Origin of the sequence: Streptomyces sp. NPDC037389, assembly GCF_040636475.1 — a bacterium.
GTDB lineage: Bacteria > Actinomycetota > Actinomycetes > Streptomycetales > Streptomycetaceae > Streptomyces > Streptomyces hesseae.
Window position 1 is genome coordinate 94,471 of sequence record NZ_JBEZUS010000017.1, and the last position, 26,257, is coordinate 120,727.

Genomic DNA, 26,257 nt, shown 5'->3' on the forward strand with positions numbered 1-26,257 from the left:
GATCAATAGTCCCCCGCCGCCAACGCCTCCCCAGTCTGGGCCAAAAAGTCCAGGATGCTTTCCATATCCGCCGTCGCTGCAGCACAGAACGGCTGATCGGAAAGCGTGATCGACGCGACTACATCAGAAAAGCCGGGCCTTCCCGTTTCAGCCACACCTGCAAACAGGCGCGACGGAGCAAGGACCCAGTTCTTCCCAGAGGTATCGAGCATCCACTCGACCCTACCGGAGGCTTCCTTGATTGCATTTTCAAGAAGATCCTGAAGCTCCTTGCGAGGCGATTGAAACCGCCAAGCAATAAACGGAGCCTGCAGGTACCCCTCCAGGGGATGCCTACCCATTGACACTTTCATCCAGCCAACAGGGTCATAAGCTCGCAGGATCTCCAGGATCCGCTCAGTCGCCATGGCCGATTTCACCCCTCCCCACCAAGACAGCATCACCAAAGGGGGCCACTGTAACCTCCTTCGTTCGTCAATATTTTTTTCCCTGGATTTATGAGCCGCAACGCCCTTTTATAGTCACCCAGCGGAACAGGGCTCTCACCGAAGGCGGGATCATATACGTATCGACCATCCGTGTAAACGTCATGGTACCGATATTCTTCGATGATCGCTCCACCGGATTCAGGGACTCTGATCACCGGGTCCGAGTGACTGGTGAAGTTTATAATCTTCCCCTCCCCTCCGGAGTCCTTCAAAATCCATTCGGCTATCTCGGAGCAGTCGAGATTTCCGCCCAAGGGTATATTGTTCATTATTTCGACAGCACCCTGATTGGGTGGATGGTCAGGATTGGGGCCGCGCATGTCAAACGGACCCCTCTGGGGTGCGTTTTGGCCACATTCAGGCGCCAGTCCAAGAGAGTCGGTCCCTGTCAGCGGATTGCGTACATAGGCCACCGGATTGGGCGCCGCCGCCAGTCCCAAAGGATCCGCCGACGCGTAGCGCGCCGTCTCCGGGTCGTAGTAGCGGTGGAAGTTGTAGTGGAGGCCCGTCTCCGGGTCGTAGTACTGACCCGGGAATCGCAACGGCGTATACGCCGTGCTGTCCGAGGCCCAGGTCGTCGTGCCCCAGAGGGTGGTGCGCGTGCGCCAGGCAATGTCGCCCGATTCGTCCACCAACTCGCTCGGTGTGCCGACCAGGTCGGTGACGATCGCGAAGAAGCGGCTGTCGATCTCGGCCTGTGAGGCGTCCGCCGCCGAGATGCGCTCCGTCTGGGCGACCGGGCGGAGGCCGTCGTGGTCCCAGGTCAGCGTGACCGGGTTCGGGAGATCGGACGAGACCGTCGTCTGTTCGGTGAGTGTCGGGCCGTCCCAGGTGAAGTCGGCCTGTTCCAGCACGCCGCCCGACTCGTCGAGGCGCTGCTTCGCTATGCGGCGGCCCAGCGGGTCGTACAGGTAGCGCCACCGCGCCCCGTCCGGTGTGATCACCGACCGCAGGCGGTCCTCCGCGTCCCACTCGTACCGCCAGGTGTCCGGCTTCCGCGACAGCCGGACCTTCTGACGCAGGACGACGCGCCCCTGTTCGTCGTGCTCGTAGCGGATGCCGCCCGCGCGGGTGATGCGCGTACCCGTGTACGTACGCGGGCCCTGGGCGTCCGTGCCCGGGTGGTCGGACGGCCATGCGGCATCCGTCTGGTTGCCGGCGTCGTCGTAGGCGTACCGTTCCTGCCAGCCGGGGGCCGTGACGGTCGTGACCCGGCCGACCGTGTCCAGTTCGAAGGTACGGTCGTCGACGGCCGTCAGGTGGCCGTCCCGACGGTAGGTGTAATTCCGGCGCAGATGTTCTTCGGTCCCTGCCAGCGTCTGGGACGTCAGGCGGCCCGCCGCGTCCCACTCGTGCGTCAGCGTGACGCCCTCGCCGAAGTGCCGTGCGATCTCGCGGCCCGCTGCGTCGTGCTCGATGTCGAAGACATGGCCCGACGCCGTCAGCGACGTACGCCGCCCGGCCGCGTCGTACGCCCACGTGCTGACGGCCCCGCCCGGCGTGACCCGACGCGTCCGCCGGCCCAGCAGGTCGTAGGCGAAGGTCAGCGTCCGGCCGTTCATCGTCTCGGACTTGACGCGGCCCAGCCGGTCGCGGCTGTACGTCAGCGTCGCGTCGGGGCCGACCGCCTCCAGCAGCCGTCCCGCCGCGTCATGCGCGTACGTCGTGACAACACCATCCGCGTCCTTCGCCACCACCCGACCGAGAACATCGTGGTCGTAAGCGATGGTCTGCCCCAGCGCGTTCGTCCGGGACGTGAGCCGGCCCGCCGGGTCGTGCGCGTACGTCAGGGTCCGGCCGTCGAAGTCGGTCTCGACGGTCAGTCGGCCCGCCGGGTCGTAGGAGTACGACCACTCCAGTCCCTGCGGATTCGTGACCCGGGTCAGCTGAAGCAGCGGGTCGTGCGTGAACTCGTAGCGGACGCCGTCCGGGCCGGTCTGCGCGGCGAGCTTGTCGAAGTGCGTGTACTCGTACGTGGTGACGTTGCCCAACGCGTCCGTGTGCGCGGTGCTGTTGCCCTCCCCGTCATACGTCCACGACTGCTCGGCGCCGTCCGGGTCGACGCGACGGAGGAGCCGACCCTCCACGGACCACTGCATACGCGTCATCGCACCGAGCGGATCGATGACGGCCGTCACGCGGCCGAAGCCGTCGCGGCGATAGCTGGTCACTCCGTCGAGCGGATCGACGACCTCCGTCACCAGTCCGGACGCGTCGCACCGCACGCGCGAGGTGTTGCCCAGCGCGTCGGTGACGGACGCCGGATGGCCGGCTTCGTCGTAGGTGTATTGGGTGACCGCGCCGGCCGGGTCCGTGGCCGAGGTGCGGTTGCCCGAGCCGTCGTAGGTGTGGTGCCAGGCGGAGCCGTCGAAGGCCGTGACCGTTTCCGGGAGCCCGAGTGCGTTGTACGTGGCCGTGGCCTCGCGTCCGTCCGGACGGACGACGGTGGTGAGCCGCCCGTCGACGTCGTAGCGGTACTCGGTCGTTCGGCCCAGGGGGTCGGTGCGGGACAGCAGATGGTTCCGGCGGTCCCACCGCATGAGGGTGGTGGCGCCGAGCGGATCGGTCTGGGCGACGGGCTGAAGCGCGTCGTTGAAGACGTGGTGCCAGGTGTGGCCGAGCGCGTTGGTCAGCGTCGTCGTCCGCAGACCGGATTCCGGGTCGGGCTCGCCGTATTCGATGCCGACCCGCATATGGCCCGCGGCGCCACCCTCGAAGACGCAGCGGTCCTGGTCGTCGTAGGTGTAGCTGTAGTGACTGCCGTTCCGGTCGGTCCAGGAGGTGACGCGGCCCCGCTCGTCGTATCCGAAGCGCAAGGGCTTGCCGGATGAGTTGACGATGTCGGTGAGGTCGCCGTCGGTGTAGCCGTAGCGGATCATTTCCGCGTTCGATCCGTCGGCGGCGGCGCCTACGAGATGGAGGGCGGTGATACGGCCGGACTCCGTGGTGACGGCGATGCGCTGACCCGCGCTGTGCGCGATCGCGGTCGGGGTGCCGTCGGCCTCGTACTCGAAGGTGATCCAGTGACCGTTGCGGTCGGATATCTGCTCCAGCAGCGCGAGCCCGTCGTCGTACGGAGCGAAGTACGACGTCCGTCCGCTGATCGGATCGGTGATGGCGTACCCGCCGTCGTCCGTGCGGCTCAGCGGCCGGCGCGGGCCGTGGGTCGGGAGCGTCGGAACGCCGGGCACGGGGTGGGGATAGGACAGCAGCATGCCGTCCTCGCAGACGAAGACGACGCCCTCGGAGTCGATCTCCAGACGCTGATCCGCCGTGCTCGCCCAGGACGGGCCCAGCCAGCGGCCTACCTGGTAGCCGGATCGCACATGGCGGACGAACGACAGCGGCAGCGCTCCCGGCAGCAGTACATCGGTCTGCGGCAGGAACATCTTGCCCGTGGCGAGGTCGACGGGGTCGGTCTCCCCGGACTCGACGGCATTCTTCGGCCGCGCAGGTTCCTGCGGGTTGTCGTTGACGTGCGTCCGCGCCGCGTTCTGCTCGGCGCTCTCGGCCGCTTCCTGCCCGGCGCGCGAACCCGCCCGCGCGCCCGCGCTCTCGGCGCCTGCCGCTCCCGCGCGCTCCGCCGCACTCGCCGCGCCCCGCTCGGCCGCCGCGATCGCCGTACGTTCGGCCGCCGCGGCGCCCGCGCTGCCGCCGCCCGTGGCGACGGCCAGCCCTACGTTGCCGAGGAAACGGCCGCCGGACTCGTAGGGGTCCTTGCCCCAGCCCTCGCCGACCAGAGTGGCGGGCAGGCGCTCGGGGTGGGAGGCGAGGGAGAGCATGCCGGCGGCGGTGTTGGAGACGGTGCTCAGGTAGTCGGCGGGGTGGGTGACGTTGTAGATGTCGAGGGGGTTGAGGCCGCGGGCGAGCTTCATCGCGTCCGTACCGGACCGGAGGACACCGCCCTCGAAGTGCATGAGCTCCATCGCCCCGCCGTCCTTGAGGTCGAGGGCGTTGGCCTTCATGCGGTTGGTGAAGCTGGGCTTCTCCGGGGCGTGCGAGACGGCCGACGCGATCTTCGTCTGGGCCTCGGCGGCGGCCGTGTTGCGCTGCTTGCGGGCCTCGGAGAGGAGGCGCTGAGCCTCCTTCATGTCCGCGTCGCCGGGGTTTCCGGGGTCGACGGGCTTGGGGCCGGGCTCCTGGCGGTTGTCGATTTTCGCGTTATAGGCGTGGACCTTGGCTTTGTAGTCGTCGAAGGCCTTCTTGTTGGTTTCCTGGCCCCTCTTCCAGAGCCGGATCGCCTCCTTGGCCTGGTTCTGCGCCCAGGTGACGGTGTGGGCGTACGAGTCGAGGACGCCGGCCGCCGCCTCGAAGGCGTCGGCGGCCTCGGCCCACTTCTTCGGCTGCTCGACGAACTTCGTGGTGAAGGCGTCGGCGCCCTCGCCCTTCCAGTCGGTGGCACGGACCTGCTGGAGGGCGGAGTGAGTGGCGTTGAAGGAGGAGTGGAGGCTGCGCAGGTGCTTTGCCGTGGCCTCGATCCGCTTGGGCTCGCCGTGGACGAGATCCTTCGGATTCTCGGACTGGCCCAGCTGGTGCTCGCCGACCTCGGCGCCGAGGCTGGAGGCGATCGCCTCACCAGCGTGATCGACCTTGCGGGCCGCGCCGTGCAGGCCGACCTTGTCCAGGCCCTCGGCGGCGATCTCGGCGCCCTTGTGGATGGCCTTACCGGCCGCCTTCTCGGCCTGGCCGAGTTTCTTCTCGCCCCACTCGCCAAGACTGTCGAACGCGTTCATCAGTAGTCCTCGATCTTGCTGACCGTCCGGACCGCCACGCCGAGCGGGCCCGGCCCGCCGGTCTTGGCGCTGTCCATGAGGTCCTTGCCGGTCTTCGACCAGGCGTCCTTGGCGCCCTCGCCGGCCTTGGCGAAGGAACCGAGGCTGTAGTCGGCGTCGCGGGTCTGAGTGAACGCGTTGTCGGACAGCACCTCACTGACTGACTTTTCCTTCACCTGATCCTCGGTCAGATGCGGATTTCCCATGGCTGCGTTGGCGACGACCTTGAAGGTGTCCGCTATGTACCGGTCGCGCTCGTGGTAGTAACCGGCCGCGAGCCCCACGCGCTCCGCGAACTGGTCGGCGTCCTGGATGAGCGCGCGTACGCCCCAGTCCCAGCGCTCGCAGAAGCCCTTGAGCGAGGCGGTCAGACCGCCGTGCCCGAGCTCCATCCCGGAGAGCGCGAGGTCGTCGAAGCCCCGGCCCACGGAGGCTCCGCCCGCGGTGCCGATGTCCTTGAGCTCGCCGATCGCCGCGTTGATGCCCTTGGCGACGTTGTCGAGCGCCGCTTGGCTCGCCTGTATGCCGCCGGCGCCTCCGCCCCCACCTCCGCTGCTCATGGTGCTGCCGCCTCCCTCTCGTCAGGTCCGCTAGATCCGTCAGGCTCGACGGAGAAACGATTCTTCGGCGCATCCAGCGCCACATCATCCGGCACGATGCCATGTACGGGCGGGAACATGACGGGGCGTTCGCCGGCGATGTCCAGGGCGACTCCGGCGGGGGCACCGATGGCCGGGACGACCACGTCGAGGAGGCGCGCGCCGAGTACGGAGCGGTACTCCCATTCCTCGTCCTCGGCGATTCCCCGCGCCACGGCGAACCGTGCGAGCGCGGCCATGTCCGTGAAGCCGCAGATCCAGCGGATGCCGTGCATCCCCACGGACCAGAGCCCGCCGCTCTGGTCGAGCGGCACGAGCACGGCGGTGCGGCGGAACTCGCCGACGAGGGCGGCCGGATGTACCGCCTCGTCGTACATCGCGGCGATTTCTTTGGCGAGTCGGCTGGAATCGGCGGAGGCGGGTGCGGAGGGCGTCTGTGACTCGGTCCCTGGGGCGGGGAGCGGGGCATGGGTCATCGGATGGCCTCGGGGAGGAGGGGACGGTTTCGGAACGTAAGGGCTCAGCCTAGCCAGGCAACGGTGGCTGCCCAACGGCGATTTCCCTGTGCCACATGCGGGCGATCAGGCCCCCAGCCTCGCGGCCTGTGCTCACCATGAAGACTGCTGGGGCGCTATCCGCAATCGCCCAGCAACACGCCCGACCCTGCGGCGGAGTACGCCTCGTACAGCATGATCAGCTCCATCGGTATCGCCAGGAGATTGGGCCATACGCAGACGAAGGCCACGAGCCCCGGCCACCGCCGCCAGAGCGGGACATTGTCCCGACGGTGGATCCGTTTACCCACCATCACGCAGGCGACCACGGCTACCACTCCAAGGGCCACGCCCAGCCATGCGGCGGCGTATTCCGTCACGGGAAAGGGCATGTGCCGGCATGCGCGCTGTTGCCGCCAGGACCAGTCATTCTCGATATCCTGTGCCTGCAAGGAACTGACAACGCCGGCAACGGTCATGACGGGCACCAGCAGCGCCCCAATCGCCATGCCGGGCGTGATCGGGTGCTTCTGCGGGGTGGCCTCGAACGTATCGGAAGCGGGGGGAGTGGCCATCAGTACCAATTCGGTTTCGGTCGGACAATGCGGATGCGCTGTTCCCCGTTGTTCCTGTCGGCAACATGCAGCCGACTGTCAAGGCTCACGTTCTGAAACGAGCTGGTGTGCTGGGCCAGTTTGATGTCGCCATCAGGTGTGACTGAGGTGACCACGGCGGCGTGGTGGGTCTCCCCCTGGGCCGTCTTAGTACCCGAAGCCACCTGCTCGTAGAAGATGACGTCACCGGGGCGCGCTTCCGACCTGGGGATCTCCTCGCCGCCGTTGTGCAGCAGGAAGTTTTGCAGGCCTTCGGCTCGTGCCCATGAATCGGAGTGGAAGAGCTTCTTGTCCACCCAGTCGAACCCGGAGCCGTCCTTCTCTCGGCCCCACGTGTTGTCCCCGTGGAGACCCCACCAGGAGTCGAGCTTTTCCTCCATACCGCCAGCTTCCAGAGCCGACGAAACGAAATTAGTGCAGTTGCCCTGGTCCTCTCCGTAGTCCAGGTCGTCCTTCTTGTTCCAGTGGTCCAGCGCGTACCGCACCATCTCGACCCGGTCGATCTTGCCATCGCGTCCCCGGAGCTCCTCATAAGCATCCTCTGGCAGGCCACCGAGGTCATGAAGGGTCACGGGGTCGGCCCGCATCAATGCCTTCTGCTGGTCCGGCTTCAGCCCGTCCCACCAGGCGCGGACGAGGTGGGGGTCCTTGCCGACCGGAATGCTCCCCCTGAGGATGTCGAATTCGACGTTGGAGGCGTCGACCTCGAGCTCGTTGTGTGCCTTGCTGGTGTTGGCCACGTCGACGGTCTTCGCCAGCTTGGCCAGCTCGGCGGACGCTTTCTCGTCGGCCTGTGCGGCCTGGCGCAACGATTCTTCTATCAGGCCGTCGATCTCGGATATGTGCGCCGACTCCTTCGCGTAGGCGTCGCGCACGTCCTGTGGAACGTTGGGGCCCGTGGGGGCGGCGCCGGTATAGGCGCCGACGGCACGGCCGTCCTGGATGCGGAGCCCGTACTCGTTCGCGAGCTCGGTCGCGTGGAACAGTGTGCGCTGGGCCCATTCCATGGAGTAGGCCAGGCCGTCCAGCACCATGGCCACGCCCTTGGTGATGTCGCCACCGGCCTCCAGACGGTTGGCGATGTCCTCCAGGCGCTTGCCCGCCTTCCTGCCTGTGGCGTCTGCCCAGTGCTCGTCGAGCGGCTTCTTGCCCTGCGCCCGGATGTCCTCGGCGGCGGACTCGGAACGCCGGGAGAGCGCGACCCAGTCGTCGGCCGCCTTCTTCCATTGGTCGACGCGGCAGCTGTACAGGTCGTGATACGAGACCACCGGTTCAGTTCCTCCCGAATTCCGAGAGCCCGTGCTGGAGACGGGAGAAGCCGTCCTTCGCCTGAAGGTCGGTGGTGTCGTAGGCGTTGGCCGAACCATGGAGGTTCTCCGCCAGGGTGGTCATCTGCTTGGCCAGGTCGACCATGTGATTCTCCCAGGCGGTGGCGCATTGCTTCAGGGCTGCGGCGGAGGTCCAGCCGTGGTGGCCGTCGGCGGCCGTGTCGCTTGAATCGAGAGATCGGCGGAGGTTGTCCAGCGCGGTGTCGACCGCCGCATGAGCCCCGCCGGCTCCCTGCCGCACGTAGTCCGTCTTGATATTTATGTCCATCGACTTCCCCCTGGGAGACGCGAGCAGCCTAGTCGGCGTCGAGAAATGGCAGCAGCTCAGACGGGTTGGGGCCCGATTGTGGTGGCCCTGTTGTCTGCCTGACCGAGCGGGTGGTTGGGCACCTGGAACCAGGACCGTCTACTTGGGCTGCGTCCTGCGGCGGCGTTTGAGCAGGACGGATGCGCCGGAGGCGAGGATTACCGCTGCGGCGACGCCCACGGCCAGTACGTTGCGCTGGGAGAGCAGGCTGCTGCCGTCCTTCTTGGGCTCGGCTGCTTGCCGGTGCGCTGCGTCCTCGCCGCTGCTCGCGGTGCCGGCGACCGGGGACTTCGCTGCCGCGAGCTCGGGGAGGGGGCTGACGTCGGCGGGGCCGGGATCGCCGGGGCTCTGGAGGGCGATCCGGGGGCGGACCACGCCGTAGCCGATGGAGTCGCTGCGCTTCTCACCGGTCTTGGGGCCGCCGGCGGTGTTGATGAGGACGCGGAGGACCTGGTTGGCGGTCCAGTCGGGGTGGGCGGACCAGAGGAGGGCGGCGGAGGCGGAGGTTAGGGCGGTGGCGTCGCTGGTGCCGTGGCTTCGGCAGAGGCCGGTGCCGCCCTTGCAGGTGGCGACAATGTTGTCGCCTGGGGCGGCGAGGTCGACCTGGGGGCCGTGCTGCGACTCTGCGGTCGCCTTGATGTCCTGATCGACGGCGGCTACGCCCACCACGCCCGGGTACGCGGCAGGGTATTCGGGCAGGTTGCCCTTGTTTCCGGTGTTACCTGCGGCGGCGAAGACCAGTTTCCCCTTGGAGACGGCGTATTTCACCGCTTGTGCTTGCTCGTCGTCCCCATAGGGCCCGCCCATCGAGATATTGATGATCTTGGCATTAGAGTCGGCCGCATACCGGATCGCTGACGCCATGGCAGCACCGGGCAGCACCTTCAGGTCAGGCACCTTGCCATTGTCGACACGCAGAGGGAGGATTCTTACTCCAGGCGCAAGGCCAAAGGTTCCTGCCCCTCCATTGCCCGCGATGAGGACAGCCATCCCCGTTCCGTGGCCGTCATAATCCGAGTGAGCATCGCCTTCAAGTCCTGTGAAGTCCTTGCCAAGGAGGACCTGGCCTTGCAGGTCCGGCAACTCCGCATCCACCCCACTGTCGATAACCGCCACGGTTACGCCAGCTCCCGTGCCCTTCTGCCACATTTCTTCGGCTCGCATAGCATCCAGATACCACTGCTGCGAACGGGCCGTTTCGGCATACGCCAGTTGAGGGGCATAGAAAGTGGAGAGGACGACGGCGGAGCAAACAACGATCCTGCGCCTACCGTTCCTGGAACCTTCACCGGAACACATGTCCGCCCCCTCGCCTCTTGAGTAGTTCATTCGATGACCGGCGGGACAACACGTCGATTATCCTGCGACCAGGTTTCTTCATCTTCGACCAGGTAGTCGGGGCGCCGCCCGCCCCGCTGCCGTGACGTGTTGCCTCCTCCTGCGCTGTTGGGTCCATAGAGACCATGCCCTGACAAGCCGCCTTGTGCCGCCGTACTACCGCCTACCGATGCGCGGCCGCGGACCAAGCCGCTTCCACCTGGTGTGAATTCCCTGCCTGCACTGGGAGCCTGAGCACGGGACCCGCCGACGATCCCTCCAGGCTCGGTGGCCAAGCGTCGCCCGGTCGCCATACCTGGCCTACCACCGACCGCCCCACTTGGACCGCCAAGAGCGGGTCCGGCGCCAAGCGGCAACCGTCCTTGACCTTCCGTGCCAATGACCGTGCCGCGCGGTACTTGGCCAGCCGGACGCTCCTGGCCGGGAGAGGTAGGTCGCCCGCCTACAACGCCAGGTTCAGCGACACGGGGTACTGCCATACCAGGTCGCGCTACGTCCACTCCTTGCCCCATGGGCATGGCCGGGCGCGTGGACGGAGAGACACGGCCACTACCGGTTGGCCCCAGAGGGGTGGTCATAGGTGGCGGGGCAATCGGCATGGATGGCGAGGCGCCAGCATTCTGACCCCGAAGATGCCCGCCTTCATGGCCTGTGGGCGTGGTGGGAGGGGTTGTCGGGAGCAGGGCGGCACCATCAATGGCAGTACCCGCGCTGTCCCGTTCGGGTAGGACTGCGCCATGGCGCTCAAGAAGCACAGGGGCGTCCATCCCTCGGCTACTTATACGAGGCAAGGACGCGTCGTAGCGATTCTCCCGAGTGGCTTGGGGCGCCGAGCTCGCTGCCACGCTGGCCACAGGGCCGTTCGCTGCGCCTAGGGATCCTTGCCGACTGCCACCTGGCCGCGCAATGTACTCGACATCAGGACGCCGTCCCTCATTGGGGAGCATTTTCCTCGGCATCGGCCGAAACGTAGGCCGCTCCGCCGTCGACATCTGATGTGCCGACCACGAATACGACTGTGCCAGCTTCCGCATCAGCTGGGCCGCCTCCGCGCGGTCCGCGTCCAGTTGTCGTTGGGCCGCGTAGGCCTGGGCCTGCGAAGGCCCGGAAGGAGCAGCACCCGGCAAGCCGCTGCCCTGGCCCGAGAGCGGGGGCGGTGCGACGGCGCCCACCTGTGTCGGGTTGGCGCTTCGGAACGCGGCCAGGACGGTTTTCGAGTCCGCCGAGACCTCCGGCATCGACGACTTGACCAAGGACAGGGTCTGCGCCGCCTCGATCATCCACGAGCCCGTGCGGTGGCTGTAGTCGCCCAGGCGGAGGGTCGCGTTGGCCATGTCGGCGCCCCATTCGCGGAAGGCGTCGCCGCCCTGGCCCTCCCAGTCGACCTTGGGCATGTCGGCCTTGAGGTCCTCGCCGAGCTTTTTGATGGCGACGGCCGCGACCATCAGCTTGACGCCCAGGTTCTGGGTACCCGCCGGGTCCGCCTGTTCGATCATGGCGCGCAGTTGCTCGTGCGACATCGACTCGAAGTCCGATGTCGTGAACAGGCCGCTACTGGGATGCCGGATCAAAGGGGACGGGGTCGAGGGGGAGCAGGTCGAAGGCGTCAGGTTCATCGGCGTCGTCATCAGATCCGTCCTTCGTCGCTGCCGCCCTGCGGGCGGGGCGCGGGCGCGGGCGCGGGTGCGGGTGTGGCGCCCGGGGCCGGGTTGGGGTTCGGGTCGTGGGCCGGTACGTAGAGCTCTCTCGTCCGGGCCTGGATCGCCCACATGCGGTCGCGGAGGTCCGCGTCGACGTTCGCGTAGCCGATCTTGGCCGCGTGGACCGCCGTGCCCAGGGCCTCGATCTGGTCGTTCAGGAGCTGGGACAGCGCCTTCAGTTGCGCGTGGACCTCGTTGTACGAGCTGTAGAGGGAGTCGACCTCCGCGAAGCCCACGCCCAGCTGCGCGGGCACCAAGTGGTTGTCCGCCATATGGTGCGGAGCGGCCGCCGAACCCTGGAGATAGGTCAGGAGTTCATCGACCCTGCCCTTGAAGGACTCCAGCGACTCCAGCCCTGCCCGCATCGCCCCGTCGCCCGCACCCACGGTCCCCGCCCCACCCTCGTGTCATCCCCGTCAGTTCCATCAGTTCAATGTGCATGGAACACAAGAGCCTTAAGACTACTGACAGGCACCGACACTCACCTGAGTACATGTACTCAGCCGTTGACCGCCGCCGCCGTCTGGGGCCTGATCGGGAGGCGGTTGACCGGGCGGCCCGTGGCCGCGCGGACCGCGCCGGCCACTGCCGCCGGGGAGGTGACGACCGGGGCCGCGCTGATCGCCTTCGCGCCGAAGGGGGCCACGACGTCGCGTTCCTCGACGAGTTTGACGATGTGGATGTCCGGCGCGTCCAGTGCCGTCGAGAGGGCGTACGACATCAGGTCGGGGCGGCGGACCTGGCCGGCGCTGGTGCGGAGGTTCTCCGTCAGCGCGGCGCCCATGCCCTGGATGGCGCCTGCCTCAAGGCGGGCCCTCGCCTGGGCCGGGTTCAGGACGCGGCCCACGTCCTGGGCCAAGGCCAGCTCGACCACGCGGACCGAGCCCAGCTCGACGTCCACGTCCACCACGGCCCGTACCGCGCAGAAGGCCATGCCGACGAAGGCGTCGCCCTGGCCGGATTCGTCCAGGGGTTCCGTCGGGTGGGGGCGGCACTGGGCGGTGGCCCAGAGTTCCTTGCCGTCGAGGGCCTCGGCCACCGTCGTGCTCAGGACGCCGTCGTACGACGTGATCTTGCCGTCGGCGATGGTCAGCAGCTCCGTCGACATGCCGAACTGGTGGGCGAGCGGCTGGAGCAGCTGGGTGCGGACCATGCGTGCCGCGCGTTCCACCGCGCCGCCCGAGACCCAGGTGTGGCGGCCGTGCGCGGCCGGGCCGCAGGGCGGCTGGTCGGTGTCGACCGGGGCGACGTGGACCTCCTCGATGCCCAGGACGTCCTGGACGATCTGCCGCGCCAGCGTGGCGAAGCCCTGGCCGGTCTCCACGGCGGCGCAGATGACCGTGGCCACCGAGCCGGAGACCTTCACCGTGGCCGTGGACACCTCGTCGGCGCCCTCCGCGCCCAGCATGTGGACCATGCCCACGCCGTAGCCGACGCCGCGACGCACCGCGCCCGGTTCGCCCGCGCCGTCGGGGCCGCCGGGCAGGAGCCAGTCGTCCTCGGAGCCGTCGGGGTCGTCCTTCGGCAAGCCCGGCAGCGGGTAGTCGCGGACGGCGCGCAGGAGTTCGGCGACGGGGGCCGGGCAGGTGACGGTCTGGCCGGTGGGCAGGACGTCGCCCGTGGCCATCACGTTGCGCATGCGCAGTTCCGCCGGGTCCAGGCCGAGCTGCGCCGCGAGCTTGTCCATCTGGCCCTCGTACGCGGCGCACACCTGCATGGCGCCCTCGCCGCGGACGTGCCCGGAGGGCGGGTTGTTGGTGCGGACGACCCAGCCCTCGACGAAGGCGTGCGGGACGACGTACGGGCCGCAGGCGAAGGCCACGGCCGCCGCCAGCGCGTCCGAGGAGGAGTCGGCGTAGGCGCCGCCGTCCATCAGGACCTGGGCCTCGACCTTGACCAGCTTGCCCTCGGCGTCCGCGTGGTGGCGGTAGCGCAGCAGGGTGGGGTGGCGGTGGGGGTGGCTGAGGAAGGACTCCTCGCGCGTCGCCACCAGTTTGACCGGGTGGCCCGTGCGCAGGGCGAGCAGTCCCAGGGCGAGCTGGACGCCCGGGTCCTCGCGGTCGCCCATGGCGCCGGGGACGCCCGTGACGACGACCTTGACGCGGTCGTGCTCCAGGCCGAGGCAGGCGGCGACGAGGTCGCGGTCGGCGTGGGGGTCGGTGGAGGCGGTGTAGATCTCGACGCCGCCGTCGGGGCGCGGCACGGCCAGCGCGGCCTCGGCGCCGATGGGGGCGGGGTCCTGGCGGCCGATCCGGTACAGGCCCTCGACCACGACCTCGCCGACCGCTTCCGGGTCGCCGAAGCGCAGCGGGATGTGGCGGACCAGATTGCCGTCGGGGTGCAGCGGCTCGGCGGCGAACGCCTGCTCGGGGTCGGTGACCGGGTCGAGCGGCTCGTACTCCACCACGATGGCCGCGGCGGCGAGCCGGGCCGTGTCCGGGTGGTCGGCGGCGACGGCGGCGATCGGCTCGCCGTGGTGCCGGACCAGGTCGGAGGCGAAGACCGGCCGGTCGGCGACGCCCCGGCCGTACATGGTCTCGCCCGGCACGTCGGCGTGGGTGACGACGGCCCGGACGCCCGGCATCGTCGCGGCGGCCGAGGTGTCGACGGAGACGATGCGGGCGTGGGGGTGCGGCGAGCGCAGCACGGCGGCCCACAGCAGGCCCTCGGCCCACAGGTCCGCCGCGTAGGGGAACGTGCCCTGGGCCTTGGCGGTCGCGTCGGTGGAGGGCAGGGAGACGCCGATGCCGAAGAGGGGCTCCTCGGGGGTGGCGGGCGGTACGACGGCGGCGGTGATGACGGACGCCGGGATGTCGCCCGCGCCCGTGCCGCCCGCCATTCCGCCCGTACCGGTCATCCCGCCCATTCCCGTCATGCCGTTGCCTTTCCAAAGCCACTGCCGGTGCCGCCGTCCCCGTACGGGCCGTCGCCGTAGGGGGCGCCGTCACCGTAGGGGCCGCCGGCTCCGCCACCGTAGGAGCCCGTGTCGTACGAACCGTCGTCGTACGCGCCTGCCCCGTAGGGGCCTTGGGCGTACGCGCCGTCGCCGTACGGGCCGGGCTGCTGGTGCGGGATGCCCATCGTCTCCGGAGCCTGAAGGGCCTGGGCCTCGATCCGGGCCTGCTCCTCGTGCGTCGCCGGGTCCGCCTCCGCCGCCTCTTCCAGGGCGGCCGTCTCGGCGCGCTCGTCGACGACCTGGCGCACCGCTTCGAGCACCCCCCGGTAGCCGGAGCAGCGGCAGAGGTTGCCGCAGATGGCCTGCCGGGTCTCCAGCTCGGTCGGGGCGTGGTTGCCCTCGAGCAGGTCGTGCACGGTCATCGCGAGACCGGGTACGCAGAAGCCGCACTGCACGGCGCCGCACTGGGCGAGCGCCCGCTGGACGTCGGACGGCTGTCCGTGCGCCGCGAGGCCCTCGACCGTACGGATCTCCGCGCCCGCGCTCGTCGCCGCCGGCACGAGGCAGGACGCGACCAGCCGGCCGTCCACCTGGACGGAGCACGCGCCGCACTCCCCCTGCGAGCAGCCGTCCTTGGCACCCGCGAGGCCGAGGCGCTCGCGCAGGACGTACAGCAGGGACTCGCCGATCCACGCGTCCGTCACGGGACGGTCGGTGCCGTTGACGCGCAGGACGTACGAGGCGCAGGGGTGCTCGTTGAGGGCGTACGGCTGCGGGTCGGGAGCCGGGATGTCGTCCTGCCCCTGGGCTTCGGCCTCTGCCTCCGCCTCTGCCTGGTCGCGGCCGTCGGTCCGGTCCGCTTCGGGTTCCTGTGCCGGCCGCGCCTCGGCGTCGTGCGGGCTTTCGGCGGAGATGGTCTCCTCCACCTCGGCTTCGGCTTCGACCTCGGCCGTCTCACTCGCCTCAACGGTCACGGCGGGCTCGGCCTCAGCCGTCCACTCGCCGGTCGGATTATCGCCCGCATCGGTGACCGCACGGTCGTCGAAGTCGACGTCGACGTCGGCAACTCCCGTTCCGTACCCGGCGGACGCGTCACGCGCTGCCGGTACGGACCACTGCCGCGCGGCGGAATCGCGCAGCGCGTACTCCCCCGACTCCTCCACCGAGTCGTCCCCTGCGGCCGGGACCGACCACTGCCCCGTGGCCCCGGGCCCCGGGTGGTCCAGCGGCTCCGGGTGGTCCAGCGGCTCCGGGTGGTTCACCGGCTCCGGGTGGTTCACCGGCTCCGGGTGGTTCACCGGCTCCGGGCCTGCGGCCTCGGCGACAGCCGCGACGCTCCCGGTGTCGTCCGCCGCGAAGGTCACCTGCCACTGCGCGGTGGCGTGCGGATCGGCGGCACCGCCGTCGTCCGCGCCCGGAACGTGCTGATCCGGCATGTGCTGATCCGGAACGTGCTGCTCAGGTACCAGCGGATGCGCGTCCGGCACGTGCTGGTCGTACGACGCGGCCACGGGCTGGTGGTCGTAGGAGCCGGCGGCACGCTGCTCGTACGGGTCCCAGGGCTGCTGCGCCGGCACCTGCGGCACGTGCTGCTGAACGGGCGCGGGCGCGGGCTCCGGCTGCTGGTGCGGGGCCGGGTGCCGAGTCGGGTGCGGGGCCTGATGCTGGGCCTGATGCTGGGCCTGGTGCTGCGTCTGCTGCCAGGAGTCCACGACCGGGGGCGCGTAGCCCGTGCCGGGCGCCGCCAGGGGGTTCCATCCCGCGCCGGTCCCGGGGCCGGTCTGGGCCAGGAGCTCGGGCGGGAGCTGGAGGAAGGTCGTGCCGTCCGCCTCCAGGCCCGCCCCCTGCGGGATCGGCTGCCAGCCGCCCGCGCCGGGCGCGGGGGCATGGGTGTGTCGCTGCTGGTCGTCACTCACGCGAGTGCCCTCCCCAGTGCTCGGCGGGCCAGGGTCGCCACCGTACGACGGAGATGCAGCACGGCCGGCGGCAGGGTACCGGGGGGCTCGGCTCCGTCATGCGGGGCATGAGGGTCATGGGGGGACAACGGGTTCGGCACGGGGACCGGATCGGGGATGCACGCTGCCGCGACGTAGTCGCCGAAGGCGGCGAGGGCGTCCGGCGCGAGCGTGCGCTCGCCGTCCCAGTCGACGATCGAGGACACCCAGCGTTCGGCGTCGAAGGGCCGCAGCGGCATCGGCGCCACCGCGCCCACCGCGCAGCGCACGCCGCGCCGCGCCGGGTCGAGGACCACGGCGACGGAGGCGATGGCGCGGCCGGGGCCCGTGCGGCCGGTGGCCTTGAGGAAGGTCTGGGGGGCGTGCAGCAGCGGTACGCGCACGTAGCCGATCAGCTCGCCGGGGCGCAGCATGTCGAGCCCGGCCAGCAGGCGGCCGATGGGGATCTCGCGGCGCGTGCCGCCGGGACCGGCGATGACGAGCGAGGCCTCGAGGGCGGCCAGCACGGGCAGGGTGTCGCCGGTCGGCTGGGCGGAGGCGATGTTGCCGCCGAGGGTGCCGGCGTTGCGGATCTGGGGCGGCCCGGCGGCGCGCGCGGCGGCGGCGAGCGCCGGCATGAGGGCGGCGAAGTCGGGGCGGCCCATGCGGGCGTGGGTGAGGCCCGCGCCGAGCAGGGCGGCGCCGTCCTGGTACTGCCAGCCCCGGATCTCGCTGATGCGGCCGAGGCCGACGAGTCCCGCGGGGCGCAGCAGCCCGGAGTTGACGGCCGCCATGAGATCGGTGCCGCCGGCGACGGGCACGGCCGTGGGCATGGCGGCCAGCGCCGCCACGGCCTCGTCCAGCGAGCCCGGCAACGTCACCGTGTGCGCCGCCTGCGGTGCGTGCGTGGTCAACCCAGGTGCCCCTTCCCGGTGGTCCCGGCTGTTCCGTCGGGCCCTCGCCGTACGGTACGTGCTGTCGGCCCGGACGTGGAAACTTTGGCACATCTTCCGGTTCCGCTGTCGCGAGGGTCCGCAAGCCGTGGTCGCGTACCCGCCCAGGGGGAAAGTCCGGGTTGGGAGACTCTCACCACTGTGGGCGCTTTGCCAGCGTATTGCGGTGCTTGCTGACTCTTGTGCGGCCCTTGTACGACTTACGGCAGTGTGTGGAGGACCACCGTGCCAGGGGCCGCCGCACGGTTCGTCAGCTTCCGGGGCGGCTCACACGATCGGGGGCGCGCCCTCGATCGGGCGTCCGAGCACACCGGGCCGGCGCTGCCAGGGGTGCGGCCCGCCGGGCGGGCGGTAGTCGACGCCGAGGGCGTCGAGCCGGGCGTAGTGGGCGGCCATACGGCGTTCGAAGGCGGCGTGGTCGCGGGCGGCGGGGGCGGGCAGCGGGGACCACACTGTCTCGGCGAAGGCCGCCAGGCGGGGGAACGCCTGGTAGTCGAGGCGCCGCTGGTCCTCCATCACCTCGGTCCAGAGGTTGGCCTGGGCGCCGAGGACGCGGGCGGCCTCGGCCTCCGTCAGCTCCGCCGGCACCGGGTCGAAGCGGTAGACGTCCTCCAGGGTGCGGACGTAGCCGATGGGGACGGGCTCGTCGGCGCCGGGCGCCTGGCGGTGGTCGAGGTAGACCTGCTGTTCGGGACACATCACGACGTCATGGCCCGCCCGGGCGGCGGCGATGCCGCCCGCGTATCCGCGCCAGGACGAGACGGTGGCACCGGAGGCCAGGCCTCCTTCCAGAATTTCGTCCCATCCCACCAGCCGTCGCCCGCGTTCCGCGAGCCAGCGGTCGAAGTGCCGGATGAACCAGCTCTGGAGCTCGTCCTCGTCCGCCAGTCCCTCCGCCGCCATCCGTGCCCGCGCCGCCGGGGACGCCTTCCACTGGTCCTTGGGGCACTCGTCGCCGCCGATGTGGACGAAGGGGGAGGGGAAGACGTCGAGCACCTCGGTGAGGACGTTCTCGTAGAAGGCGAGGGTGTTGTCAGTGGGGGCGAGTACGTTCGGACTGACTCCCCAGGTGTCCCAGACGGAGAGGGCGGTGGTGTCGATGACGTCGGTGTTGCCCAGCTCGGGGTACGCGGCGATGGCGGCCTGCGAGTGGCCGGGCAGGTCGATCTCGGGGACGACGGTGATGTGCCGCTCGGCGGCGTACGCGACGATCTCGCGCATATCGTCCTTCGTGTAATAGCCGCCGTGCGGGCGTTCGTCCCACAGCGGTGAGGCCCTGTGGCCGAGTTTGGTGCGGGCGCGCCAGGCGCCGGTCCGGGTCAGCTCGGGGTAGCGCTCGATCTCCACGCGCCAGCCCTGGTCGTCCGTCAGGTGAAGGTGGAGGACGTTGAGCTTGTGGGCGGCGAGCAGGTCGAGGTAGCGGAGGACGCCGTCCTTGGGGAGGAAGTGCCGGGCGACGTCGAGGAGGACGCCGCGCCAGGCGAATCGCGGGGTGTCCTCGATGACGGCGCGGGGCAGCGTCCACTCCCGGCGCGTGGTCACCGGCGCGCGACGGAAGGCCTCCGGGCCCAGCAGCTGACGGAGGGTCTGGGCGCCCCAGAAGACACCGGCGCCGCTGCCCCCGTCGACGCGTACGGCGTAGCCGTCCACCACGACGCGGTAGCCCTCGGGGCCGAGGCGCCGCCCGAGCGCCGGATCGACGGCGAGCACGATGCGGTTGTCATCGTCGTCGCCAGGGGCCAGCGGCAGCCCCGTCGCCGCGCCCACGGTCGCGCGCAGCCAGCGCGCGACGCCCTCGGTGCCGGGGCGCGCCTCGACGAGCGTCTCCTCGTCGAGGACGTACCGGCCCGGGGGCGGCACCTCGCGGACGGACACCGGGGCCGGGATCAGACCGAGATCGAGATCGAGATCGTCCATGGTTCAGTCCTTCACCGCTCCGCCGAGGCCCGACACGAGCCCGCGCTGTACGAGTACGAAGAAGACGAGCACCGGAATCGTCATCACGGTCGACGCCGCCATGATGCCGCCCCAGTCGTTGCCCTCGTCCTTGAAGAAGACCAGCAGTGCCATCGGAAGCGTCGAATTCTCGGTGGCGCTGATGATGAAGGACTTGGCGAGGAGGAAGTCGTTCCATGTCGAGATGAAGGAGAAGACGCTCGTCGCCACCAGTCCAGGGAAGACCAGCGGAAAGAGGATCCGCCACAGGAAACGGGCCCGGCTCGCCCCGTCGAGGTACGCCGCCTCCTCCAGCGACTCCGGCACCGCCCGGACGAAGCCGCGCAGCATCCAGATCGCGAAGGGGAGGGAGAAGGCGAGGTGCGGGAGGATCAGCGAGCCCAGCGTATTGAGCCCGACGCCGGGCAGCCCGGTCATGTCGCCCAGGTCCCGCATCAGGAAGAAGAGCGGAATCGTCAGGGCCTCGACCGGCACCATCTGCGCGACGAGGAACATGACGAGCAGCGTCGTCCGGAAACGGAAGCGGAATCGGGTGACCGCCACGGCCGCCAGAAAGGCGATCAGCGCGGAGGCGACGACCACGACGACGGCGACCAGCAGGCTGTTGGCCAGGTAGCGGCCGAAGTCCTGCTGTCCGAAGACCCGCCGGAAGGCGTCCAGGGTGGGGTGCGCGGTCCACGGCCGGGCGTCCTCCGACAGCACTTCTCCTTCCGGCTTGAAGGCCGAGAGCACCATCCAGTAGAGCGGAAAGGCCACCACCGCCGCGCACAGCAGCGCCACCGATTCCGCGACGAGCCGGTGCCGGGGTCGGGATCGGGGTCGGGATCGAGGTCGGCTCATATCTCCTCCCCTTGTCGTCTCAGCAGCCGCAGGTATCCGAGCGTCACCGCCAGCAGGATCAGCAGCATCACCACGCCGATCGCCGAACCGAGCCCGTACTGCGAGGAGGCGAACGCCTTCTGATAGGCGTAGACATTCAGCGTCAGATTCTGTCCGGCGATACCACCGCCGTTCGTCATCACATAGATCTGCGTGAAGATCTTGAAATCCCAGATGACCGACTGGATCGTGACGACGACCAGCACCGGGCGCAGCATCGGCGCCACGACGTCCCGCCAGGTCCGCCACTGCGAGGCCCCGTCCAGCGCCGCCGCCTCCAGCACCTCCCCCGGGATCGCCCGGATGCCCGCGTAGACGGTCACCATGACGAAGGGGAACGAGCACCAGACGACCTCCAGCAGGACGAGCGCGAAGGCGCTGTACCGGTCGTAGGTCCAGGCGTAGCCGTCGAATCCGCTCAGCCCGAGCCGGGAGAGCGCCTTGTCGACCAGGCCGAAGTCGGGGTCGAACAGGAAGACCCACACGGTGGAACCCGTGATCGCGGGCGTGGCCCAGGCCCCCAGCGCGGCGAGCGTCAGCGCCAGCCGGGGCAGGGCCCGGATCCGCGTCAGCAACACCGCGAGCGCGCAGCCGACGGCCAGGGTGGCGACGACACAGGCGGCCGCGAAGACGACGGTCGTCAGGAGGACCTGGCGGAACTGACCGTCGGCGAACAGCGCGCGGTAGTTGTCCAGACCCTGGAAGCTCGTGGGTTCTCCCCCGCTGACCTGCGCCTGGGTGTATTCGAGGAAGGAGATCAGGCCCAGTTCATAGACGGGGTAGATCAGTAATCCGCCGAGGACGACGAGTGCCGGGGCGAGGTACAGCCATGGGATGCCGCGTGCGCGCGGGTCCGTCCCCCTCATCACCGGAGTCCGTTCTTCCGGAAGGCGTCGTTCATCTTCCGCGCCGCCCCGGCCGTCGCCCCGGCCACGTCCCCGCGTCCGCTCACGACCTCCTGGAGCAGGGTCGGCAGCACCTGCCCGGCGTCGATGGCGGCCCAGGCCGGGGTCACGGGTACGGTCCGCGCGCCCGCCGCCAGCGTCCGTACGAACGGTTCGACGAAGGGCCGCTTCCGTGCCGCCTCCGCCCGGACGTCGGAGAAGGCCGGCAGGAAACCCATCGCGTCGAAGAGCCGGGCCTGGGTGCGCTTGCCGGCCAGGGTCTTCAGCAGGTCCACGGCGAGGGTGCGATGGGAGCTGCTTCTGAGCACCCCCAGGTTGTTCCCGCCCGCGAAGGCCGGGGCGATCCGCCCCTCCTGGGTGCCGGGCAGCGGTACGACCGCGTACGCGCCCTTGACCTTGCCGTTCTCCATGGCCTGATGGCTGAAGTCACCGGCGACGGCCATGGCCGCCTTGCCGGACGCGAAGGCCTGGACGGTGTCGTTGCCGGTCATCCGGGCGCACCGGCTCGCCGGACAGTTGTGGTCGCCGAACAGGCTCGTGTAGGCCGCGATGCCCTGTCTGGCGGCGGGGTCGTCGACAGTGGCCTCGTACGACCGTCCCTTCCGCTTCGCGACGTCCCCGCCGTGCGCCCAGACGAAGGGCAGCGCGGCGTAGGTGTACGCGCCGCCCACCGCGAGCCCGTACAGCTCGGGCCGGGCCGAGTGGACGCGGCGGGCGGTCGCGGCCAGCTCGTCCAGGCTGGCCGGGGGCCGGAGCCCTAAGCTCCGGAAGACGTCGGTGCGGTAGTAGAGGGCCCGGACGCCCACGAACAGCGGCGCGCCGTAGAGCTTGCCGTCCACGGTCACGGACCGCTTCGCGGCCGGGTCGAGGGCGCGGGCGTCGTCCCAGGCCGCCAGGTCGGCGGTGAGATCTGCCAGGCCGCCGTCCCGGACGTACCCGGCCGTGTCCGTGTTGCCGTACTCGACGACGTCGGGGGCGCTCCGCGGATCGTTGAAGGCGGCCTTGATCCGCTGGGCACGGGACTCGACGGGGATGTAGGTGACCTCGGCCCGCACCCCGCGGTGGGTCTTCCCGAAGGCGGCGACGGCCTCGTCGACGACCGCCGCCTTGGGCCCGTTGTCGACCTCGCGGAAGAGCCAGACCCGCAGTGTGCCGGTCGCGCGGTCCCCGCCCGGGCCGCCGACCGACGTACGGGGCGCGCAGGCGCCGGCGGCGCACAGCACCGCCCCCACCACGACCAGGACGAGCGTTCGCCACGCCATACGGCCCTCCGGAGCGTTGCAACATACGCAATGGACGTTTCGCAGCGCACAACTGAGAGGAGGCTAAGCGGGTGACGGCGCCCCGACAAGAGCAAGCCGACAAAAGCGACCCGACAAAAGCGAACGGCTCCCAGGGCGCGATCACGCGCCCTGGGAGCCGTCGGCGAACCCGAGGGTGAAGAAGCGGGGCTACTTCTTGTCGCCGCCCTTGCCGCCCTTGTCGTCCCCGCCGGCACCCATGCCGTCGAAGATCTCCTTGCACATCGGACAGACCGGGTACTTCTTGGGGTCGCGCCCGGGCACCCAGACCTTGCCGCACAGGGCGACGACCGGGGAGCCGGAGAGCGCGCTCTCCATGATCTTGTCCTTCTGGACGTAATGGGCGTAGCGCTCGTGGTCGCCGTCGCCGTGCGACACCTGCGGCGTCGGCTCTACGAGGGTGCCGGTACCTGCCCCGCGCTCGGGCTCAAGAGTGCTCATGGTCTCCAAGAGTACTGGGGCCGGCGCGGGTCAGTTGAGGCTCGGGTCGTCCGGATAGGTGGCGACCATCGCCAGCTCGCTGCGCTGACGCCGCAGTACGGCCCGCCACAGCCGCGCGGGGTCCGGGGACGACACGTCGCCGGGCTCCGACTCCACCACGTACCAGGCGCCCTCGGCCAGCTCCTTCTCCAGCTGCCCGGGCCCCCAGCCGGAGTACCCGGCGAAGATGCGCAGCGAGCCCAGGGCCCTGGCCAGCAGCTCGGGCGGGGCCTCCAGGTCGACCAGGCCGATCGCCCCGTGCACCCTGCGCCAGCCGACGGGGTCCCCCATGGCGGCCGACGGCAGCGGGGCCGTAGCGGCGCCGTCCCCGGCCGGGGACGGACCGTCGTGCTCCCGGGCCTCTCCCGGCACCACCGCCACGCCCAGCGCCGAGTCCAGGGAGACCGGGCCACCCTGGAAGACCACTCCGGGCTCCCCGGCCAGCGCGGCCCAGGGCTCCAGGACGTCGCCGACGCCGACCGGGGTCGGGCGGTTCAGGACCACACCGAGGGAGCCGTCCTCGTCGTGATCGAGCAGCAGCACCACCGCGCGGTCGAAATTGGGGTCGGACAGCGCGGGTGTCGCGACAAGCAGTCGCCCTGTGAGCGAGGACACCTCGGTCATGGGCACATGATCCCGCATTTCGGCCCTTTGAGGGGAGTGGACGAGTGCCCCTGCCCGGGGCGGGCAGGGGGCGTACGAGAGCAGCGCCCGCGCAAGTGACCGAAAGCGACCCGGCGGCCACGGAAAGCGCCGAAAAGGCCGCCTGGGGCGTGACGCCGGGCCCTCGGGGCTGTCGCGGGACGGCCCCGCGGCGCCCCGGTGATAACCGGTAGCGACCATTCCATAAACACAGAGTGTTGTGACAAACCCATGACGTGCTTTCCGGGCCCTCAGCGCACCAGAACGGCCCCCCGGTCGCATTACCCTTTCTTCTTGCCCCCTGCCCAACTCCAGGAACGCGAGATCCATGACCGGCCCTGACGATGTCCTGCTTGTCCACGGCGGTACCCCGCTCGAGGGCGAGATCCGTGTCCGCGGTGCGAAGAACCTCGTGCCCAAGGCCATGGTCGCCGCCCTGCTCGGGCACGGTCCCAGCCGACTGCGCAACGTGCCCGACATCCGTGACGTCCGCGTCGTGCGCGGTCTGCTCCAGCTGCACGGTGTGACCGTCCGCCCCGGCGACGAGCCCGGCGAGCTGGTCCTCGACCCGACGTACGTGGAGAGCGCCAACGTCGCGGACATCGACGCGCACGCCGGCTCCTCGCGCATCCCGATCCTGCTCTGCGGCCCGCTGCTGCACCGCCTCGGCCACGCCTTCATCCCGGGCCTGGGCGGCTGTGACATCGGCGGCCGGCCGATCGACTTCCACTTCGAGGTGCTGCGCCAGTTCGGCGCGACGATCGAGAAGCGCGAGGGCGGCCAGTACCTGGAGGCCCCGCAGCGGCTGCGCGGCTGCAAGATCCGCCTGCCCTACCCGTCGGTCGGCGCCACCGAGCAGGTCCTGCTCACCGCCGTCCTGGCGGAGGGCGTCACGGAGCTGTCCAACGCGGCCGTGGAGCCGGAGATCGAGGACCTCATCTGCGTCTTGCAGAAGATGGGCGCGATCATCGCCATGGACACCGACCGGACGATCCGCATCACCGGTGTCGACAAGCTCGGCGGCTACAACCACCGCGCGCTGTCCGACCGCCTGGAGGCGGCCTCCTGGGCATCCGCGGCGCTGGCCACCAAGGGCAACATCTACGTCCGCGGCGCCCAGCAGCGGTCGATGATGACCTTCCTCAACACCTACCGCAAGGTCGGCGGCGCCTTCGAGATCGACGACGAGGGCATCCGCTTCTGGCACCCGGGCGGCTCGCTCAACGCCATAGCGCTGGAGACGGACGTCCACCCCGGCTTCCAGACGGACTGGCAGCAGCCGCTGGTCGTGGCCCTGACGCAGGCGAGCGGTCTGTCGATCGTCCACGAGACGGTCTACGAGTCCCGCCTGGGCTTCACCTCCGCGCTCAACCAGATGGGCGCGCACATCCAGCTCTACCGCGAGTGCCTGGGCGGCTCCGCCTGCCGCTTCGGCCAGCGCAACTTCCTCCACTCGGCCGTCGTCTCCGGCCCGACGAAGCTCCAGGGCGCCGACATGGTCGTGCCCGACCTCCGCGGCGGCTTCTCGTACCTGATCGCGGCGCTGGCCGCGGAGGGCACGTCCCGGGTGCACGGCATCGACCTGATCAACCGTGGCTACGAGAACTTCATGCAGAAGCTGAAGGATCTGGGCGCGAACGTGGAGCTCCCCGGCGGCTCCGCCGCCTGACGACACCTTCGCTTTCCCCCGACGGGGCCGACCACACGGTCGGCCCCGTCCGGCGTTTACGGGCAAGACTCGCCTGCCGGGCCGTCAGGGCGCCGGAACGGCCGGGGGTGGGCCTCGGGCGCCCTGACGAGGCGTTAGGGGCTTTACGGGCCGTACACAGGCCGTTTACGTGGCAACGCGGCGGGGCAGGCTCCCCGGATACGCCAAAAGGGCGGCCACCCCGTGGGGTGGCCGCCCTTCGAGCTGAAGGCTTACTTGCCCTTCGCGGCTTCCTTGAGCTTGGAGCCCGCGGAGACCTTCACGCTGTAACCGGCAGCGATCTGGATCGGCTCGCCCGTCTGCGGGTTGCGCGCGGTCCGAGCGGCACGGTGGGTGCGCTCGAAGGTCAGGAAGCCGGGGATGGTGACCTTCTCGTCGCCCTTGGCGACGATCTCGCCGACGGTCTCGGCGAGCGCGGCCAGAACGGCGTCGGCGTCCTTGCGGGTCACCTCGGCGCGGTCGGCCAGAGCGGCCACCAGCTCACTGCGGTTCATGTTGTACTCCCGTGTTCTTCTTGCCAATGAGGCGTGAGATCGAAGCCGATGCTGCCAGGGCCCTCGGACAGTCCCCGGACCCGGGTCCGTTTGCCAGACCCTCGCGCCCGGTTACGCATCCTGCCCCCACCAGTGGCGGGAAAGCCAATCCGGCACCCTGGAGAGTCACACGGAAAGCGCCACGGCCAGCTGCCACAGCCTCGGATGTGGCCGCATTTCTGCGGCCGGATGTCTGCCCGACACCTTATGGGGGGCCCAGCGGCGTCGCGCCACTCGACGCGCCGTGCGTCAGGCCGTCGTGGTGCCTGTCACAGCGGCCCCGGCGGCCTTGGCGGCGTCCCGGACGGCACCCGCGACGGCCCCGGCGACCTTGTCGTTGAAGACGCTGGGGATGATGTAGTTGGCGTTGAGTTCGTCTTCGGCGACGACGTCGGCGAGGGCGCGGGCGGCGGCGAGCATCATGTCGGTG

Annotated in this window: 21 protein-coding genes and 1 pseudogene; 2 read left to right on the forward strand and 20 right to left on the reverse strand. The window is 70.0% G+C overall.

What is annotated here, in order from left to right:
- Nucleotides 1–2 precede the first annotated feature (2 nt).
- The 8 genes from AB0E98_RS29505 to mycP all read right to left on the reverse strand — a co-directional run bounded on the left by AB0E98_RS29505 (nt 3) and on the right by mycP (nt 9,931).
- The gene (locus tag AB0E98_RS29505) at nt 3–407 is read right to left on the reverse strand and encodes a hypothetical protein (protein ID WP_361708459.1); all 405 of its coding nucleotides are present in this window, start codon (nt 405–407) and stop codon (nt 3–5) included.
- 32 nt (nt 408–439) lie between these two features.
- Nucleotides 440–5,221, reverse strand: coding sequence for a putative T7SS-secreted protein (locus tag AB0E98_RS29510; RefSeq protein WP_361708462.1), 4,782 nt, complete (start codon nt 5,219–5,221; stop codon nt 440–442).
- On the reverse strand, nt 5,221–5,820 hold the full coding sequence (locus AB0E98_RS29515) for a hypothetical protein (RefSeq protein ID WP_361708464.1): 600 nt from the start codon (nt 5,818–5,820) through the stop codon (nt 5,221–5,223). The genes AB0E98_RS29510 and AB0E98_RS29515 overlap by 1 nt, the downstream gene beginning before the upstream one ends.
- Nucleotides 5,817–6,236, reverse strand: coding sequence for an SseB family protein (locus AB0E98_RS29520; protein WP_361708467.1), 420 nt, complete (start codon nt 6,234–6,236; stop codon nt 5,817–5,819). The genes AB0E98_RS29515 and AB0E98_RS29520 overlap by 4 nt, the downstream gene beginning before the upstream one ends.
- 254 nt (nt 6,237–6,490) lie before the next feature.
- Nucleotides 6,491–6,928 carry a hypothetical protein gene (locus AB0E98_RS29525; protein WP_361708470.1) on the reverse strand — a complete coding sequence of 146 codons (438 nt, stop codon included), beginning with the start codon at nt 6,926–6,928 and terminating at the stop codon, nt 6,491–6,493.
- Nucleotides 6,928–8,235 (reverse strand): amidase domain-containing protein, encoded by a 1,308-nt coding sequence (locus AB0E98_RS29530; protein WP_361708472.1) that lies wholly within the window; start codon nt 8,233–8,235, stop codon nt 6,928–6,930. Before AB0E98_RS29530 ends, AB0E98_RS29525 begins: the two co-directional genes overlap by 1 nt.
- 4 nt (nt 8,236–8,239) lie before the next feature.
- Nucleotides 8,240–8,563: a type VII secretion target gene (locus AB0E98_RS29535; RefSeq protein WP_361708474.1), complete on the reverse strand. Its 324-nt coding sequence runs from the start codon at nt 8,561–8,563 to the stop codon at nt 8,240–8,242.
- Between the two features lie 138 nt (nt 8,564–8,701).
- Nucleotides 8,702–9,931, reverse strand: coding sequence for a type VII secretion-associated serine protease mycosin (gene mycP, locus AB0E98_RS29540; protein ID WP_361708476.1), 1,230 nt, complete (start codon nt 9,929–9,931; stop codon nt 8,702–8,704).
- Between the two features lie 1,191 nt (nt 9,932–11,122).
- Here mycP and AB0E98_RS29545 point away from each other — a divergent pair.
- Complete coding sequence (locus AB0E98_RS29545; RefSeq protein WP_361708478.1) at nt 11,123–11,245, forward strand: hypothetical protein; 123 nt, start codon at nt 11,123–11,125, stop codon at nt 11,243–11,245.
- 322 nt (nt 11,246–11,567) lie between these two features.
- Here AB0E98_RS29545 and AB0E98_RS29550 read toward each other — a convergent pair whose 3' ends face one another.
- The 10 genes from AB0E98_RS29550 to AB0E98_RS29595 all read right to left on the reverse strand — a co-directional run bounded on the left by AB0E98_RS29550 (nt 11,568) and on the right by AB0E98_RS29595 (nt 23,568).
- Nucleotides 11,568–12,026 (reverse strand): hypothetical protein, encoded by a 459-nt coding sequence (locus AB0E98_RS29550; protein WP_361708480.1) that lies wholly within the window; start codon nt 12,024–12,026, stop codon nt 11,568–11,570.
- 113 nt (nt 12,027–12,139) lie between these two features.
- Entirely contained in the window at nt 12,140–14,515 is a 2,376-nt protein-coding gene (locus AB0E98_RS29555) for a molybdopterin cofactor-binding domain-containing protein (protein WP_361708483.1), read from the reverse strand.
- Nucleotides 14,512–16,452: a 2Fe-2S iron-sulfur cluster-binding protein gene (locus tag AB0E98_RS29560; protein ID WP_361708485.1), complete on the reverse strand. Its 1,941-nt coding sequence runs from the start codon at nt 16,450–16,452 to the stop codon at nt 14,512–14,514. The genes AB0E98_RS29555 and AB0E98_RS29560 overlap by 4 nt, the downstream gene beginning before the upstream one ends.
- A complete protein-coding gene (locus AB0E98_RS29565) occupies nt 16,449–17,384 on the reverse strand; it encodes an FAD binding domain-containing protein (RefSeq protein WP_361708487.1) in 936 nt (311 codons plus the stop codon). Before AB0E98_RS29565 ends, AB0E98_RS29560 begins: the two co-directional genes overlap by 4 nt.
- A gap of 306 nt (nt 17,385–17,690) precedes the next feature.
- Entirely contained in the window at nt 17,691–19,340 is a 1,650-nt protein-coding gene (locus tag AB0E98_RS29570) for a beta-N-acetylhexosaminidase (RefSeq protein WP_361708489.1), read from the reverse strand.
- Nucleotides 19,341–19,343: 3 nt separating this feature from the next.
- On the reverse strand, nt 19,344–20,219 hold the full coding sequence (locus tag AB0E98_RS29575) for a carbohydrate ABC transporter permease (protein WP_361708492.1): 876 nt from the start codon (nt 20,217–20,219) through the stop codon (nt 19,344–19,346).
- Nucleotides 20,216–21,124, reverse strand: coding sequence for a sugar ABC transporter permease (locus tag AB0E98_RS29580; protein ID WP_361708493.1), 909 nt, complete (start codon nt 21,122–21,124; stop codon nt 20,216–20,218). The genes AB0E98_RS29575 and AB0E98_RS29580 overlap by 4 nt, the downstream gene beginning before the upstream one ends.
- Nucleotides 21,124–22,425: an extracellular solute-binding protein gene (locus AB0E98_RS29585; RefSeq protein WP_361708496.1), complete on the reverse strand. Its 1,302-nt coding sequence runs from the start codon at nt 22,423–22,425 to the stop codon at nt 21,124–21,126. The genes AB0E98_RS29580 and AB0E98_RS29585 overlap by 1 nt, the downstream gene beginning before the upstream one ends.
- Before the next feature lie 189 nt (nt 22,426–22,614).
- Entirely contained in the window at nt 22,615–22,905 is a 291-nt protein-coding gene (locus AB0E98_RS29590; RefSeq protein ID WP_109281359.1) for a DUF3039 domain-containing protein, read from the reverse strand.
- 30 nt (nt 22,906–22,935) lie between these two features.
- Nucleotides 22,936–23,568: a YqgE/AlgH family protein gene (locus tag AB0E98_RS29595; RefSeq protein ID WP_361708498.1), complete on the reverse strand. Its 633-nt coding sequence runs from the start codon at nt 23,566–23,568 to the stop codon at nt 22,936–22,938.
- Between the two features lie 346 nt (nt 23,569–23,914).
- Here AB0E98_RS29595 and murA point away from each other — a divergent pair, with 346 nt between their 5' ends.
- Complete coding sequence (gene murA / locus AB0E98_RS29600; RefSeq protein WP_361708501.1) at nt 23,915–25,255, forward strand: UDP-N-acetylglucosamine 1-carboxyvinyltransferase; 1,341 nt, start codon at nt 23,915–23,917, stop codon at nt 25,253–25,255.
- Nucleotides 25,256–25,506: 251 nt separating this feature from the next.
- Here murA and AB0E98_RS29605 read toward each other — a convergent pair whose 3' ends face one another.
- Together AB0E98_RS29605 and AB0E98_RS29610 are read right to left on the reverse strand one after the other, a co-directional pair.
- Entirely contained in the window at nt 25,507–25,788 is a 282-nt protein-coding gene (locus tag AB0E98_RS29605; RefSeq protein WP_071961969.1) for an HU family DNA-binding protein, read from the reverse strand.
- Nucleotides 25,789–26,076: 288 nt separating this feature from the next.
- Nucleotides 26,077–26,257 (reverse strand): annotated as a pseudogene (locus AB0E98_RS29610) (NAD-dependent malic enzyme); the annotation flags it as partial.

What these genes read in the sequence shown, in the direction of transcription:
- AB0E98_RS29510 (WP_361708462.1), bottom strand. Translation starts at nt 5,221, where the DNA reads ATGAACGCGTTCGACAGTCTTGGCGAGTGGGGCGAGAAGAAACTCGGC.
- AB0E98_RS29575 (WP_361708492.1), bottom strand. Translation starts at nt 20,219, where the DNA reads ATGAGCCGACCTCGATCCCGACCCCGATCCCGACCCCGGCACCGGCTC.
- AB0E98_RS29535 (WP_361708474.1), bottom strand. Translation starts at nt 8,563, where the DNA reads ATGGACATAAATATCAAGACGGACTACGTGCGGCAGGGAGCCGGCGGG.
- mycP (WP_361708476.1), bottom strand. Translation starts at nt 9,931, where the DNA reads ATGAACTACTCAAGAGGCGAGGGGGCGGACATGTGTTCCGGTGAAGGT.
- AB0E98_RS29525 (WP_361708470.1), bottom strand. Translation starts at nt 6,928, where the DNA reads ATGGCCACTCCCCCCGCTTCCGATACGTTCGAGGCCACCCCGCAGAAG.
- murA (WP_361708501.1), top strand. Translation starts at nt 23,915, where the DNA reads ATGACCGGCCCTGACGATGTCCTGCTTGTCCACGGCGGTACCCCGCTC.
- AB0E98_RS29580 (WP_361708493.1), bottom strand. Translation starts at nt 21,124, where the DNA reads ATGAGGGGGACGGACCCGCGCGCACGCGGCATCCCATGGCTGTACCTC.
- AB0E98_RS29570 (WP_361708489.1), bottom strand. Translation starts at nt 19,340, where the DNA reads ATGGACGATCTCGATCTCGATCTCGGTCTGATCCCGGCCCCGGTGTCC.
- AB0E98_RS29585 (WP_361708496.1), bottom strand. Translation starts at nt 22,425, where the DNA reads ATGGCGTGGCGAACGCTCGTCCTGGTCGTGGTGGGGGCGGTGCTGTGC.
- AB0E98_RS29605 (WP_071961969.1), bottom strand. Translation starts at nt 25,788, where the DNA reads ATGAACCGCAGTGAGCTGGTGGCCGCTCTGGCCGACCGCGCCGAGGTG.
- AB0E98_RS29590 (WP_109281359.1), bottom strand. Translation starts at nt 22,905, where the DNA reads ATGAGCACTCTTGAGCCCGAGCGCGGGGCAGGTACCGGCACCCTCGTA.
- AB0E98_RS29555 (WP_361708483.1), bottom strand. Translation starts at nt 14,515, where the DNA reads ATGACGGGAATGGGCGGGATGACCGGTACGGGCGGAATGGCGGGCGGC.
- AB0E98_RS29595 (WP_361708498.1), bottom strand. Translation starts at nt 23,568, where the DNA reads ATGACCGAGGTGTCCTCGCTCACAGGGCGACTGCTTGTCGCGACACCC.
- AB0E98_RS29520 (WP_361708467.1), bottom strand. Translation starts at nt 6,236, where the DNA reads ATGTACGACGAGGCGGTACATCCGGCCGCCCTCGTCGGCGAGTTCCGC.
- AB0E98_RS29515 (WP_361708464.1), bottom strand. Translation starts at nt 5,820, where the DNA reads ATGAGCAGCGGAGGTGGGGGCGGAGGCGCCGGCGGCATACAGGCGAGC.
- AB0E98_RS29505 (WP_361708459.1), bottom strand. Translation starts at nt 407, where the DNA reads ATGGCGACTGAGCGGATCCTGGAGATCCTGCGAGCTTATGACCCTGTT.